The 13614-nt window shown below is 59.6% G+C and carries 11 protein-coding genes; 5 read left to right on the forward strand and 6 right to left on the reverse strand.

Annotated elements, in window-relative coordinates:
- Nucleotides 1-30: 30 nt before the first annotated feature.
- Nucleotides 31-444, reverse strand: coding sequence for a DUF3301 domain-containing protein (locus ACI514_RS25715; RefSeq protein ID WP_026000521.1), 414 nt, complete (start codon nt 442-444; stop codon nt 31-33).
- Between the two features lie 117 nt (nt 445-561).
- Here ACI514_RS25715 and pdxY point away from each other — a divergent pair, with 117 nt between their 5' ends.
- Nucleotides 562-1434, forward strand: a complete 873-nt coding sequence (pdxY, locus tag ACI514_RS25720; protein ID WP_160059983.1) for a pyridoxal kinase PdxY — start codon at nt 562-564, stop codon at nt 1432-1434.
- Between the two features lie 104 nt (nt 1435-1538).
- Here pdxY and ACI514_RS25725 read toward each other — a convergent pair whose 3' ends face one another.
- Nucleotides 1539-2021 carry an acyl-CoA thioesterase gene (locus ACI514_RS25725; RefSeq protein ID WP_097089417.1) on the reverse strand — a complete coding sequence of 161 codons (483 nt, stop codon included), beginning with the start codon at nt 2019-2021 and terminating at the stop codon, nt 1539-1541.
- 279 nt (nt 2022-2300) lie between these two features.
- Here ACI514_RS25725 and ACI514_RS25730 point away from each other — a divergent pair, with 279 nt between their 5' ends.
- Nucleotides 2301-4064 carry a cation:proton antiporter gene (locus tag ACI514_RS25730; protein WP_160059982.1) on the forward strand — a complete coding sequence of 588 codons (1764 nt, stop codon included), beginning with the start codon at nt 2301-2303 and terminating at the stop codon, nt 4062-4064.
- A 21-nt stretch (nt 4065-4085) separates the two neighbouring features.
- Here ACI514_RS25730 and ACI514_RS25735 read toward each other — a convergent pair whose 3' ends face one another.
- The 3 genes from ACI514_RS25735 to uvrD all read right to left on the reverse strand — a co-directional run bounded on the left by ACI514_RS25735 (nt 4086) and on the right by uvrD (nt 7987).
- On the reverse strand, nt 4086-4493 hold the full coding sequence (locus ACI514_RS25735; protein WP_003187120.1) for an SMI1/KNR4 family protein: 408 nt from the start codon (nt 4491-4493) through the stop codon (nt 4086-4088).
- A gap of 137 nt (nt 4494-4630) precedes the next feature.
- Nucleotides 4631-5506 (reverse strand): Tim44 domain-containing protein, encoded by an 876-nt coding sequence (locus tag ACI514_RS25740; RefSeq protein WP_160059981.1) that lies wholly within the window; start codon nt 5504-5506, stop codon nt 4631-4633.
- Between the two features lie 297 nt (nt 5507-5803).
- The gene (gene uvrD, locus ACI514_RS25745; RefSeq protein WP_003229685.1) at nt 5804-7987 is read right to left on the reverse strand and encodes a DNA helicase II; all 2184 of its coding nucleotides are present in this window, start codon (nt 7985-7987) and stop codon (nt 5804-5806) included.
- A gap of 257 nt (nt 7988-8244) precedes the next feature.
- On the opposite strand from uvrD, the gene ACI514_RS25750 reads away from it, so the two are divergent.
- From ACI514_RS25750 to ACI514_RS25760, 3 genes are all read left to right on the forward strand, one after another.
- Nucleotides 8245-11115: a putative bifunctional diguanylate cyclase/phosphodiesterase gene (locus ACI514_RS25750; RefSeq protein WP_405122628.1), complete on the forward strand. Its 2871-nt coding sequence runs from the start codon at nt 8245-8247 to the stop codon at nt 11113-11115.
- Nucleotides 11116-11242: 127 nt separating this feature from the next.
- Nucleotides 11243-12109: a transcriptional regulator HexR gene (gene hexR / locus ACI514_RS25755; RefSeq protein WP_008078846.1), complete on the forward strand. Its 867-nt coding sequence runs from the start codon at nt 11243-11245 to the stop codon at nt 12107-12109.
- Between the two features lie 239 nt (nt 12110-12348).
- Nucleotides 12349-12552 (forward strand): PA3496 family putative envelope integrity protein, encoded by a 204-nt coding sequence (locus tag ACI514_RS25760; protein ID WP_077575111.1) that lies wholly within the window; start codon nt 12349-12351, stop codon nt 12550-12552.
- Here the strand turns inward: ACI514_RS25760 and ACI514_RS25765 are convergent.
- Nucleotides 12494-13456 carry a LysR family transcriptional regulator gene (locus ACI514_RS25765; protein ID WP_095119741.1) on the reverse strand — a complete coding sequence of 321 codons (963 nt, stop codon included), beginning with the start codon at nt 13454-13456 and terminating at the stop codon, nt 12494-12496. The two genes, ACI514_RS25760 and ACI514_RS25765, sit on opposite strands and share 59 nt — an antisense overlap.
- Between the last annotated feature and the right edge of the window lie 158 nt (nt 13457-13614).

Raw genomic sequence — 13614 nt, forward strand, 5'->3', positions numbered from 1 at the left:
GAGCTGCCGAAGGCTGCGATCTTTTGATTTTTAAGGCTTCCACTTGGTATGTTCCTGCCGCCACTGGCTCAACTCGATGACTTCGGCGCGCGGCTTGTGTACTTCAACCACCGGTGGCGTGTCGTCGAACGGTGCCGGGTAGGGCGCCAGTTCGATCTGCGCACTGTGCGCGCCAAACTGGGTGATGGTGCCGTTATGGCGGGTTTCACCGGTCACGGTGAATTCAAAGTTGTACACCCGCGCCAGTCGTCGGCGACCGTTGGCGTCCTTGATGAAACCGATCTTCTTCAGGGCAACGTTGCCGTCGAGCAACTCGACCCGCACGTTCAGGCAATGCTGTTTGACCCGCTCCAGCGCGCGTTCGCGCAAGCCGTGGTTGTGCCATAGCCACGCGCCGGCAGCGGCGAACAGTATCAGCACGAAGATGTTTTCCAGGGTCAGCATCAACATCGAACTCCAAAAGATAGCGTCAGCTTAACTGCGTCGCCGGTCTGTCGTACAGGCTGCGTTTCGTCGCATACTGCGCGGCTTGAATTTCAATCGTTTTACGGAATGACCCGAATGAAACGTACGCCTCATCTGCTCGCCATTCAGTCTCACGTGGTGTTCGGCCACGCCGGCAACAGCGCCGCGGTTTTTCCGATGCAGCGGGTCGGGGTCAATGTCTGGCCGCTCAACACCGTGCAGTTTTCCAACCACACCCAGTACGGCCAATGGGCCGGCGAAGTGCTGGCGCCGCAGCAGATTCCCGAGCTGGTCGAAGGCATCGCCGCGATTGGCGAGCTGGGCAACTGCGATGCGGTGCTGTCCGGATACCTCGGCAGCGCGGCGCAGGGCCGGGCGATTCTCAGCGGTGTCGAACGCATCAAGTCGGTCAATCCGAAGGCGCTGTATCTGTGTGACCCGGTGATGGGCCATCCGGAGAAGGGCTGCAGCGTGCCGACCGAAGTCAGCGATTTCCTTCTGGAGGAGGCGGCCGCCGTGGCGGACATCATGTGCCCGAACCAGTTGGAGCTGGACAGTTTTTCCGGGCGCAAGCCGCAGTCGTTGTTCGATTGCCTGGCGATGGCGCGTGCGCTGCTGACGCGCGGGCCGAAAGCGGTGCTGGTCAAACATCTGGATTATCCGGGTAAACCGGTCGATGGCTTTGAAATGCTACTGGTAACGGCCGAAGGCAGCTGGCATCTGCGTCGTCCGCTGCTGGCATTTCCGCGTCAGCCGGTGGGCGTTGGCGATCTGACGTCCGGCCTGTTCCTGGCGCGGGTGCTGTTGGGCGACAGTCTGGTGGCCGCGTTTGAGTTCACGGCGGCGGCGGTGCATGAGGTATTGCTGGAGACTCAGGCGTGCGCCAGTTATGAGTTGCAACTGGTGCGGGCGCAGGATCGGATTGCGCATCCGCGGGTGAAGTTCGAGGCTACTGCGATCAGTTTGTAAGACCGCGTTGAATCCAATCGCGAGCAGGCTCACTCCTACAGGGAAACGAATTCCAATGTAGGAGTGAGCCTGCTCGCGATAGCGATTTCCTAACGCTACAAATCTCAGGCGTCGCCCTTGATCTCCTGATAGCGCTTCTCCAGCTCCTGACGAATCTGCCGGCGCTGCTGCGCCTGCATATAACGACGCTTGTCTTCACTGTTCTGCGGTTGCAGCGGCGGTACGGTGGCCGGCTTGCGCTGGTCATCCACCGCAACCATGGTGAAGAAGCAGCTGTTGGTGTGACGCACCGAACGCTCGCGGATGTTCTCGGTGACGACTTTGATGCCGACTTCCATCGACGTGTTGCCGGTGTAGTTGACCGAGGCGAGGAAAGTCACCAGTTCGCCGACATGAATCGGCTCGCGGAAAATCACCTGGTCCACCGACAGGGTCACCACGTAGCGGCCGGCATAACGGCTCGCGCAGGCATAAGCCACTTCATCGAGGTATTTGAGCAGGGTGCCGCCGTGGACATTGCCAGAGAAGTTGGCCATGTCGGGGGTCATTAGTACCGTCATCGACAGCTGGGCGTTTCCGGGTTCCATAACGTTCTCACGGATCAAGGCTGGTTGCTGGAAGCACCTCTGCGGGTGCCTGGTCGCTTTTCAAAAGCACCGTTATCGGGACGCCGGGCGACTGGCCGCCGTCACGCCGGAATCGATCTGTTTCCATATATTGCACCGCCTTCCAGGCGGAAGTCGCGGTGTTACCCTGCAAAAGCCCGCCTCAAGGGCAATTCCCACACCAAAAGCGGATTTTTACCTAGCTCGCCCAGACTTTTCTGACGTCTGTCAGCGAGCCTCGTCATTCAAGGAGCCCACGCCATGCATGCCATCAGTTTTATTCAGGACCTGGCAGTGATCATGTTGGTCGCAGGTGTGGTGACCGTGTTGTTCCACCGTTTCAAGCAACCGGTGGTGCTCGGCTATATCGTTGCCGGCTTTATCATCGGCCCGCACACGCCACCGTTCGGCCTGATTCATGACGAGGAAACCATCAAGACCCTCGCCGAACTCGGGGTAATTTTCCTGATGTTCTGCCTCGGCCTGGAGTTCAGCCTGCGCAAGCTGTTCAAGGTCGGCGCCACGGCGTTTATTGCGGCGTTCCTCGAAATCGTCCTGATGATCTGGATCGGCTACGAAATCGGCCGCTGGTTTGACTGGAACACCATGGACTCGCTGTTCCTCGGCGCGATTCTGGCGATTTCTTCGACTACCATCATCGTCAAGGCGCTCAACGATCTGAAGATGAAAAACGAGCGCTTTGCGCAGTTGATCTTCGGCGTACTGATTGTTGAAGACATCCTCGGCATCGGCATCATTGCGCTGCTTTCCAGCATTGCGGTCAGCGGCACGGTCAGCTCCGGCGAAGTGTTTTCCACGGTCGGCAAGCTGTCGCTGTTCATGATCGTCGCGCTGGTCATCGGCATTTTGCTGGTACCGCGTCTGCTGGCCTATGTGGCCAAATTCGAAAGCAACGAAATGCTGCTTATCACCGTGCTCGGCCTGTGTTTCGGCTTCTGCCTGTTGGTGGTCAAACTCGAATACAGCATGGTGCTCGGTGCGTTCCTGATCGGCGCGATCATGGCCGAGTCGCGGCAATTGCTGAAGATAGAGCGGCTGATCGAGCCGGTTCGCGATTTGTTCAGCGCGATCTTCTTTGTCGCCATCGGGTTGATGCTCGACCCGCTGATTCTTCTCGAATATGCGTGGCCGATTGCGGTGATCACCGTCGCCGTGGTGCTCGGCAAGATGTTGTCCTGCGGCCTCGGGGCTTTTATCGCCGGCAATGACGGACGCACCTCACTGCGCGTCGGGATGGGGCTGTCACAGATTGGCGAATTTTCCTTCATCATCGCCGCGCTGGGGATGACCTTGCAGGTCACCAGTAACTTCCTTTATCCGGTCGCTGTGGCGGTGTCGGTGATTACGACGCTGCTGACGCCTTATCTGATTCGTGCGGCGGATCCGCTGTCGATCAAGCTGTCCGGCGCTGTGCCCAAGCGTCTGGGGCGTGTGTTGGGCATGTACGGTGAATGGCTGCGCAGTATCCAGCCGCAAGGCGAGGGCGCGATGCTGGCGTCGATTATCCGCAAGATCTTGCTCCAGGTCGGGGTCAATCTGGCGTTGGTGATTGCGATCTTCTTTAGCGGGGCATTCTTTGCTGAACGCCTCTCGGCCTGGCTACAGGACTGGATCAGCGATCCGAGCTGGCAGAAGGCGCTGATCTGGGGCGGGGCGTTGCTGGTGTCGCTGCCGTTCCTGATCGCGGCGTATCGCAAGCTCAAGGCGCTGTCGATGCTGCTGGCGGAGATGGGCGTGAAGCCGGAGATGGCCGGGCGTCACACGCAGCGAGTGCGCCGGGTGATCTCCGAAGTGATCCCGATCCTCTCGCTGCTGGTGATTTTCCTGCTGTTGGCAGCCTTGTCGGCCAGTATCTTGCCGACCAACAAGTTGCTGGTGCTGATCGCCGTAGTCGCGGCCGCCGTGGCGGCGCTGCTCTGGCGCTGGTTCATCCGCGTGCACACGCGGATGCAGGTGGCGCTGCTGGAAACCCTCGACAACCACAAGGAGTCGTCGGGGCATTGACCTGCCGGGGCGGCTGGCCGATCAGCTTTCCAGCCAGACGTCCCGCGCCCAGTGCCACACCGATTCCCAGGTTTCCTCGGCAATCAACTCTTCTTCGGCCTGCCACAACACTACCGTGCCGTCCTCTTCGACACAGTAGTAGTCGTCGCCGTCCTGACAGATTGGAATCAGGCTGCGATCAACCCCGGCATCCCAGGCGTTGGCCGCCACATCCGGCAAGTAGGTGTGGGATTGTGGGTCGGTGACGGTCACCGGCTCAAGGCTGCCGTACACCACATCGCTGACGGTCAGCAAAAACTCTCTGAAGACAAACGGAATGTCGATGAACAGCTGTTCTTCGATTTCGACCAGCAGATCTTCGTCAGGTAACTCCAAAGGAACCGGCACGGGTTCGTTGGCTTCACGCAGTTGTTCGATGATTTCTTCCACGTCCGGGATCCTCTTGCTTGAATGGCGCGGTTTATATGGGCCGGTTTATACAGTAGCTCGCTATAGATGCAACCGCGAAATAGAAAACCCCAGCCGAGGCTGGGGTTTTTATTACGGCAGGTGACGCCTGGAGGGGATCAGCCGTTCTGGCGGATACCGGCCACCAGCCAAGGCTGGTTGTCGCCCTGCGGACGCTCCATGTTCCAGCTTTCGCTGAACACTTCGCCCTGGTCGAAGCGCGAGGTCTTCGACACACCGCTGAAGGTCAGGGTGGCGATGGTCTTGTCGGCACGGTCATCGACGCCATCCAGTTGTACCTGGAGGTTGTCGATGTAGGTCGACTGGAACGCGTCGCCCAGATCTGCACGCTCACGCTTGAGGAACTCGAGCATTTGCGGGGTCACGAACTCGGCGATCTTGTCCATTTCGTTGGCATCCCAGTGCTGCTGCAGCGACTGGAAGTGGCTGCGTGCAGCTTCAAGGAAGTTCTGCTCGTTGAACCAGGCCGGCGCGTTGATCACCGGACGGGCGGCAGCAGGTGCAGCCGAACCACCGAAGATCGAACCCATGGCGGCAGGTTTCTGCTCGAACGCTTCACGCTGCATCGGTGCGCCGGCCGGAGCGAACTGCTCCTGCTGCTTGCGTCGACGCGCGGCGATGAAGCGGAAGATCACGAACGCGATCACGGCCATGATCAGGATGTCGAAGATCTGCATGCCCTGGAAGCCGCCGCCCATGAACATGGACGCCAGCAGGCCACCGGCGGCGATACCGGCCAGAGGGCCGAGCCATTTCGAAGCACCGCCGGCCTTGGCGGCAGCGCCAGCGGCACCTGCAGCACCTGCGGTCGCAGCCGCGCCGCCGACACCTGGAGAAGAAGGAGCCATCTGGCTGGTCTGGTGCGTCGGCGCAGCGCCGGCGCTTTTGCCACCACCAAAGCGCTTGGCGTTGGCGTCGAGGCTCATCGTCAGGCCGATGCACAACGCCATGGCGATGCTAAGAAAACGTTTCATAAAGGGTATTCCCGTTTGTGGAGACACGCGCGCCATGTTGCACAGCTGAAGTGTTACTGGCTAGCGAGAGAGTGTTTCGGGCTTTTGCCTGACAGGTCGCGTTCAGCTTCGCGAGGCAATAAGAACGTGTACTTTTGGCTGTAGGAAAAGGAGATTGGTTCAGCGGGATTTCGCCTCAGAACATCGAACCCTGTGGGAGCAAGCCTGCTCGCGAAAGCCGCACCGCGGTCTATCAGATCAACCGCAGCGATTTCATTCGCGAGCAGGCTCGCTCCCACAAAAACAGCAGAACTGGTGTCAGATCGCTTCCAGCTTGGCGTAACCGAGCATCAGCCACTTGCTGCCTTCGCTGAAGTTCACCTGCACCCGCGCCTGCGCGCCGGCGCCCTCGAAGTTGAGGATCACGCCGTCACCAAAGATCGAATGGCGTACCGCCTGACCGAGGCTGAAACCCGTTTCCGGAATTTCGCTGCCGCTGAACAGGTTGCTGCCGCTCATCGACTGGTTGCCGCCAAATGGTCGGCTAACGCTGTTCGACAGACGCACTTCCTGGATCAGACCTTTCGGCACTTCACGTACGAAACGCGAGACCTTGTTGTAGGTCTCGCTGCCGTACAGGCGTCGGGTTTCAGCATAGGTCATCACCAGATTCTGCATCGCCCGGGTGATACCGACATAGGCCAGACGCCGCTCTTCCTCAAGACGTCCCGGTTCTTCCAGGCTCATCTTGTGCGGGAACAGGCCTTCTTCCATGCCCACGAGGAACACGTAAGGGAATTCCAGGCCTTTGGCGCTGTGCAGGGTCATCAGCTGAATGCTGTCTTCGTGTTCGTCGGCCTGGGTGTCGCCGGCCTCCAGAGAAGCGTGGCCGAGGAATGCCGCCAGTGGCGTCAGCTCTTCGTCTTCTTCGGTGTTCTCGAAGTTGCGCGCGGCGCTGACCAGTTCCTCAAGGTTTTCTACCCGTGCCTGGCCTTTCTCGCCTTTTTCCGCTTCGTGATAAGCGATCAGCCCCGATTGCTCAATGACGGTCTGTGTCATCAAGTGCAGCGGCATTTCCATGCACTTGGCGGCGAGGTTTTCGATCAGTTCGATAAACGCACCCAGCGCACCGGCAGCGCGACCGGTCAGGCCTTTGTTGGCGACCAGTTGGCGCATCGCTTCCCACATCGACACATCGCTGTGGCGCGCGTGATCGCGGATCGCTTCGACGGTTTTTTCGCCGATGCCACGGGCCGGCACGTTGATCACCCGTTCCAGCGCCGCATCGTTGCCGCGACCTTCGAGCAAACGCAGGTAGGCCATGGCGTTCTTGATTTCCGCACGCTCGAAGAAGCGCTGACCACCGTAGATACGGTACGGAATGCGCTCGCGCAGCAGAGCTTCTTCCAAAACGCGCGATTGGGCGTTGGAGCGATAGAGTATCGCGATATCGCTACGGGCCAAGCCGGTTTTCAGCGCGCTTTCGATGGTTTCGACAACGTAGCGTGCTTCGTCGTGTTCGTTGAACGCGGCGTACAGATTGATCGCTTCGCCATCACCGCCGTCGGTCCATAGCTCTTTGCCCAGACGCCCGGTGTTGTTGGCGATCAGGGCGTTGGCGGCCTTGAGGATGCCGGCGGTGGAGCGGTAGTTCTGCTCCAGGCGAATGGTTACCGAGTCCGGGAAGTCGGAAGAATATTGATGAATGTTCTCGATCTTCGCGCCACGCCAGCCGTAAATCGACTGGTCGTCGTCGCCGACCACCATCAGGCTGTCGCCACCCTTGCCGAGCAGGCGCAACCAAGCGTACTGCACGGCGTTGGTGTCCTGGAACTCGTCCACCAAAATATGGCGGAAGCGCTTCTGGTAATGCGCCAGCAGGCCCGGGTGATCGCGCCACAAGTCGAGGGCACGCAAGAGCAATTCGGAGAAATCGATGACGCCGGCACGCTGGCACGCCGCCTCATAGGCTTCGTAGATGCCGCGCATGGTCGCCAGATACAAATCACCGCTGGCCTGAATGTGTTGTGGACGCAGACCTTCGTCTTTCTGACCGTTGATGAACCACTGCGCCTGACGGGCTGGCCAGCGCTGCTCGTCGAGACCGAGCTCGCGGATCACCCGCTTGACCAGCCGTTGCTGGTCGTCGCTGTCGAGAATCTGGAAAGTCTGGCTCAGTCCGGCTTCCTGCCAGTGCGCCCGCAGCAAGCGGTGCGCCAGGCCGTGGAAGGTGCCGACCCACATGCCGGCCGGGTTGATACCCAGCAACTGCTCGATGCGATGACGCATCTCCGCAGCGGCCTTGTTGGTGAAGGTCACCGACAGGATGGAGTGGGGCGAGGCGTTTTCGACCTGGATCAACCAGGCGATACGGTGCACCAGCACTCGGGTTTTACCGGAGCCAGCACCGGCCAGGACCAACTGACGGCCAACGGGGGCTGCTACGGCCTGGCGTTGGGCATCGTTGAGGGAGTTCAGCAGAAGGGAGAGATCATCGCGCATCGGGGCATTCTAGGGTGCGCCGCAGGCCCGGGCAAACCGAGCTTTGCATTAGCCGATGAAACTCCTGTCGATGACGACCGGTCGGTCACTGGCTACAGGCATCGGCCCGCCGCGCTCGAAGGGTTTCGCGGGTGGCAAAGGACGGAAAAGTTTCGCTGAAATTATGATCTGGAGCAGTTTGGCAACGGGATCGGCTTGTGTATGCTCCGTCCACGTTTCGGGCGCACGCCCTCCTTATAAGAACAAGAACGTTGCCCATGACCCTCAGCTCCGAACTGTCGGGCCCCTCCGTGGAACCCCGGGTTATCCGCAAGCACTATGCCGTCGAAATGGCGGTGGAGCGCACGCGTCTGCTGTATCAGGGCTCGTTGTTGCCCACGCTGTTCATGTTGATCAATGGTCTGGTCTGCGCCGGTTTGCTCTGGAGCCCGCAGCGCTACTTCGTGGTCAGCGTCTGGCTGGTGTGGCTGCTGTCGCTGGTGGCGTTGCGGGTGATTCAGGTCGCAGCGTTCGACTCGGCAATCCCTGATCGTCAGGCGCAACCGATCTGGCGGCGGATGTTTCTGCTGGGCTCGACCATGACCGGGTTGACGCTGGCCGGCGCCGGCATCGCCCTGGTGCCCGCCGACAACTTCATGCAACAAGCCTGGGTGTTCGGCCTGATTGGCGCCGCAACCCTGTCGGCCAGTGTCGCCTACGCGGTGAGCCTGCCGGCGTTTCTCTCCTTTACCTTGCCGTGTCTGCTGCCAGCGATTGGCTACCTTTTCTGGGGCGGCGACGAACAGGCGCGCGGTTGGGGCTGGCTCGGGTTGATCCTGCTCGGCTCCCTGAGCGTGGTGGCTTGGCAGGTCAATCGGCTGATTGATCGCGGTTTGCTGCGGCGCTTTCAGAATCAGCACTTGATCGAACACCTGCAACAGACGCAAATGCGCAGCGAGCAGCTCAATCAGGAACTGGCCAGGGAAATCGACCAGCGTCGCTGTGCCGAGGGCAAATTGCGTGAAGCTCAGGTCGAACTCGAAGACCGCGTTGCCCAGCGCAGCCTTGAGCTGGATGCAGCCAATCAGGCCCTGAGCAAAAGTGAGGCGCGGCTGGCGCTGGCGTTGAAAGCCAGTGAGTTGGGTCTGTGGGACTGGAACCTGCAAACCGACGAGGTTCACCACACGCAGATTCAGGAGCTGTTCGGCCTCGCTCCGGAATACGTCACGGCGCTTTTGCGCGACCTCAAACCACGCCTGCATCCCGACGATGTGCCGACGCTGAAATACGCGTTGATCGAGCATTTGAAGGGGCGCACCGAGGACTATCAGATCGAATACCGCGTGCGTCACAGCGATGGCCATTGGGTCTGGATCGAAGACCGTGGCCGCGCGGTAGAACGCAGCGACAGCGGGCGGGTGATCCGCATGGTCGGCACCCGGCGCGACATCAGCGCCAGCAAAAGTCTCGAAGAACAACAGCGACTGGCGGCGACGGTGTTCGAAGCGGCCAGTGAAGGCATCGTGATTCTCGACCCGAACTACGCGCTGATCGCAATCAACCAGGCGTTCAGCCGGGTCACCGGTTACGACATCGAGGACATGCTTGGGCGCAACGTCGTCGAGCTGCCATGCAGCCGCGACGCCCGTCGTCATTACGTGGCGATCCGTCATGCACTGGAGCAGCATGGTAGTTGGCAGGGCGAACTGGTGGAGACGCGCAAGAACGGCGAGTTGTACCCGCAGTGGCTGCAACTGAATGCGGTGCGCGATAGTCGGGGAAATGTCAGTCATATCGTGGGCTTCTTCGCCGATTTGTCGGCGCGGCGTGAATCCGAAGAGCGCATGCGTTATCTGACTCATTACGACGAACTGACCGGTCTGGCCAACCGCTCGCTGTTCCGCGAGCGCTTGCATGAAGCGCATCAGCGTTCGCGTCAGGGTCGACGCAGTCTGGCCTTACTGCACATCAATCTGGATCGCTTCAAATTGCTCAACGACAGCTTGGGCCATGAGATTGCCGACCAGTTGCTGCAGAAAATGGCGCGCCGGCTGGTCAACGCCTTGCCGGAAGCCGACACCATCGCGCGATTGTCCGGTGATGAATTTGCGGTGCTGTTCGATGCCTACGGTAACCTGTCGAGTCTGGCCCGGGTTGCCACGCGATTGTCGTCCAAGCTGCGTTTGCCGCTGACCGTGGAAGGGCATGAATTGGTTGTCAGCGCCTCGATGGGCATCAGCATGCTGCCGGACAATGCCCGGGAGATTTCTGCGCTGGTCAGCCAGTCGAACATGGCCATGCAACACGCCAAGCATCTGGGCGGGAACAACTTCCAGTTCTACACCGATAGCTTGCAGGCCAGCACCCTTGAGCGCTTGCAGCTGGAAAATCAGTTGCGCAAAGCCATTGAGGAAAAGCAGCTGAAGGTGTTCTATCAACCGAAGCTGTGTCTGCAGACCGGACGGCTGAATGCGGCGGAGGCGCTGGTGCGCTGGGATCATCCGATCATGGGTCGAGTGCCGCCGGGGGATTTCATCGGGCTCGCCGAGGAAACCGGTCTGATCGGGCCGATCGGCGAATTCGTCCTGCGTCAGGCCTGTTGGCAGGCCTGCGAGTGGCAGCGTCAGGGGCTGGAGCCGATCCGCGTTTCGGTCAACCTGTCGGTGCATCAATTGCGTCAGGGCAAGCTGGTCAGTCTGGTGCGGCAGGTGCTGGAGGAAACCGGTTTGGCGCCGCACTACCTGGAGCTGGAGCTGACCGAAAGCCAGCTGCTCGATAGCGTCGAACACATCATCGCGACGTTCCAGCAACTGCGTGATCTGGGGGTGAAACTGGCGATCGATGACTTCGGCACCGGCTATTCATCGCTGAGTTATCTCAAGCGTATTCCGGTGGATTACGTGAAGATCGATCAGGCATTCATTCGCGGATTGGGTGAGGGCAGTGAAGATGCGGCGATCACTCGGGCGATCATTGCCATGGCTCACGGACTGTCGCTGAAAGTAGTGGCTGAAGGCGTCGAGCGACAGGATCAGCTGGAGTTTTTACGCGCCGAGCGTTGCGATGAAGTGCAGGGCTATCTGATCAGCCGGCCTGTGGAGGCTGACAGTCTGGCCGGGCTTTTGCGTGAACAGGAAAAACCGTTTTAAGGGCTACATGCACCTCATCGCGCCTGATATGGGGACATCGAGTTACGCATTGAGCAGGCAAAAAGCCAATTCATGTAGTATAACTACAAGCGTGCTACATCCTTGCCCATAAGAAGAGTCCAGCCCCTTGAATCTGCTGCAACACATCGCCCAATCACGTCACCTGTTACGCAAGTCGGAGCTCAAGGTCGCCGACCACGTGCTGCTTGACCCTGCGGCGGTGATGCACAGTTCCATGGCCGACCTGGCCCACAGCGTCGGCATCAGCGAGCCGACCATCGTGCGCTTCTGTCGCGCCATTGGTTGCTCCGGTTTTCAGGATCTCAAACTGAAGTTAGCGCAAAGCCTCGCGGCCGGTGCCAGCTTCGGCCAGTTTGCGATCCATGAAGACGACTCGGTCGCCGACTACAGCCTGAAGATTTTCGACACCACGTTGCACACCTTGATGGAGGTTCGCGAGAAGCTCGATCCGATCGAGTTGCAGCGTGCGGTGACGTTGATGTCGCAGGCGCAGCGTGTTGAGTTCTATGGCTTCGGCGCCTCGGGCGCGGTGGCGGCGGATGCGCAGCACAAGTTCTTCCGTTTGCTGCTGACTGCAGCGGCGTATTCTGATCCGCACATGCAGGCGATGTCGGCGGTGACGTTGAAACCGACCGATGTGGCGATCTGTATTTCCCAGTCCGGGCGCTCCAAGGATTTGCTGATCACCGCCAATCTGGTGCGTGAGAGTGGGGCTTCGCTGATTACTTTGTGCCCGAGTCAGACGCCGTTGGCCGAGTTGTCGACCGTGAATCTGGCGATCGATGTGCATGAAGACACTGAGATCTATACGCCGCTGACCTCGCGCATTGCGCATCTGGTGGTGATTGATGTGTTGGCGATGGGCGTGGCGATGGCGCGCGGGCCGAGTCTGGTTAATCATCTCAAGAGCGTGAAGCGCAGTCTGCGCAGCCTGCGCTTGTCGCCCAAGGCCGCCAAAGCGTTGGATGACTGAAGCCATCCAAGGTCGTTCCGACCTTAATCGCGAGCGGGCTCGCTCCCACAGGGGATCTCGATAAGACACAGAATTTGTGGTCCCTGAAGATCCCTTGTGGGAGCGAGCCTGCTCGCGAAGGCGTCCTCAAAAACACCACAACCCTGCGCAAGTTTCATCGCACTGTCATCCACACGCAGCCAAACCGTCATCCCCGCCGCCTATCGTGAAACTCCCGTCATCGCCTTGGGAGACTCGAAATGGCTCAGCCCTACGAAGAACGCAACAGCGCCGCGAAAACCCGTCGTCAGCAGGAAGACCAGCGCCGCATGGAATTTCGCCGCGCTATCGAAGATCGCTTCGAACTCCGTCAGCTTCAAGCTGAAATCGGCGACTTTCCCGACATCACTCACTGGCAGGCGGCACCCGCAGCTTCCCGTCGAAGCGCTCAACCAGCGCGCTGATCTGCACCCGCTCGCTGCGAATAAACGCCAGGAAGGCATGCGCCACCGGTGACAAGCGTTTGGCTTTCGCTTGCACCAGGCACCAGCTTCGGAAAAGCGGCAATTCCTCGACCGGCAACTCGACGAGCCCGCCGGTCGCCAGCTCCAGGTTCAGGGCGTGGCGCGTCAACAGCGCCAGGCCCAGACCCGCCTGCACACATTCACGTTGTGCTTCGGCCGAGGCCACTTCCTGAGTCTGGGTGAAGTGCACGCGTTTCTCTTTGAAGTATTCTTCGCAGGCCAGTCGCGTACCCGACCCCGGTTCGCGGATCAGCAGCGTGTAAGGCTCCAGGTCCTGCAAACGCAGCGGGCCCATGTGCGCCAACGGATGATCCGGGCGCGCCACGGCAACAATCGGATTGTTGAGGAACGGCAAAAACTCTAGACCCATGTCCTGCGGCACCATCGACATGATCACCAGATCATCGCGGTTATCCGAAAGCCTGCGAATCACCTGGCCACGGTTGACCACGGTCAGTTGCAGATTCACTTCCGGGTGCTGACGTTTGAACGCGGCGAACAGGTGCGGCACGAAGTATTTGGCGCTGGATTCCACTGCCAGTTTCAGCTGACCTTGCAGTGAACCCTGCATGTCCGACAGCTGCATATCGAGGTTTTCCAGGCGTCCGAAAATGTCCCGACTGGCGCGCTGGAGTGCTTCGGCAGCCTCGGTCATGTAGAGTTTTTTGCCGACATAATCGAATAATGGCTGCCCGATCAGCTCTTCGAGCTGACGAATCTGTAGGCTGACGGCCGGTTGTGTGAGGGACATTTCCTCGGCTGCGCGGCTGTAGGAGCGTAAATCACACACTTCGTTGAAGATCTGCAATTGACGCAATGTCATACGCATCAGGGACTTACGCATTTCTTATTGGCTCTGGCGGCGGGCTTGTCGTTTAACTATAAGTCTTTGCTTATGCCTGACCCAATTTTTATTCATTTTTGTTAATCCCTCATGAGCGCTAGTGTGGACCTGCGACTAAATTGAAACATTTGGTCACGCGTCGACCTGGGTCTAGCAGG

Source organism: Pseudomonas sp. M20, assembly GCF_045037865.1.
In the GTDB taxonomy this organism is placed as follows: Bacteria; Pseudomonadota; Gammaproteobacteria; order Pseudomonadales; family Pseudomonadaceae; genus Aquipseudomonas.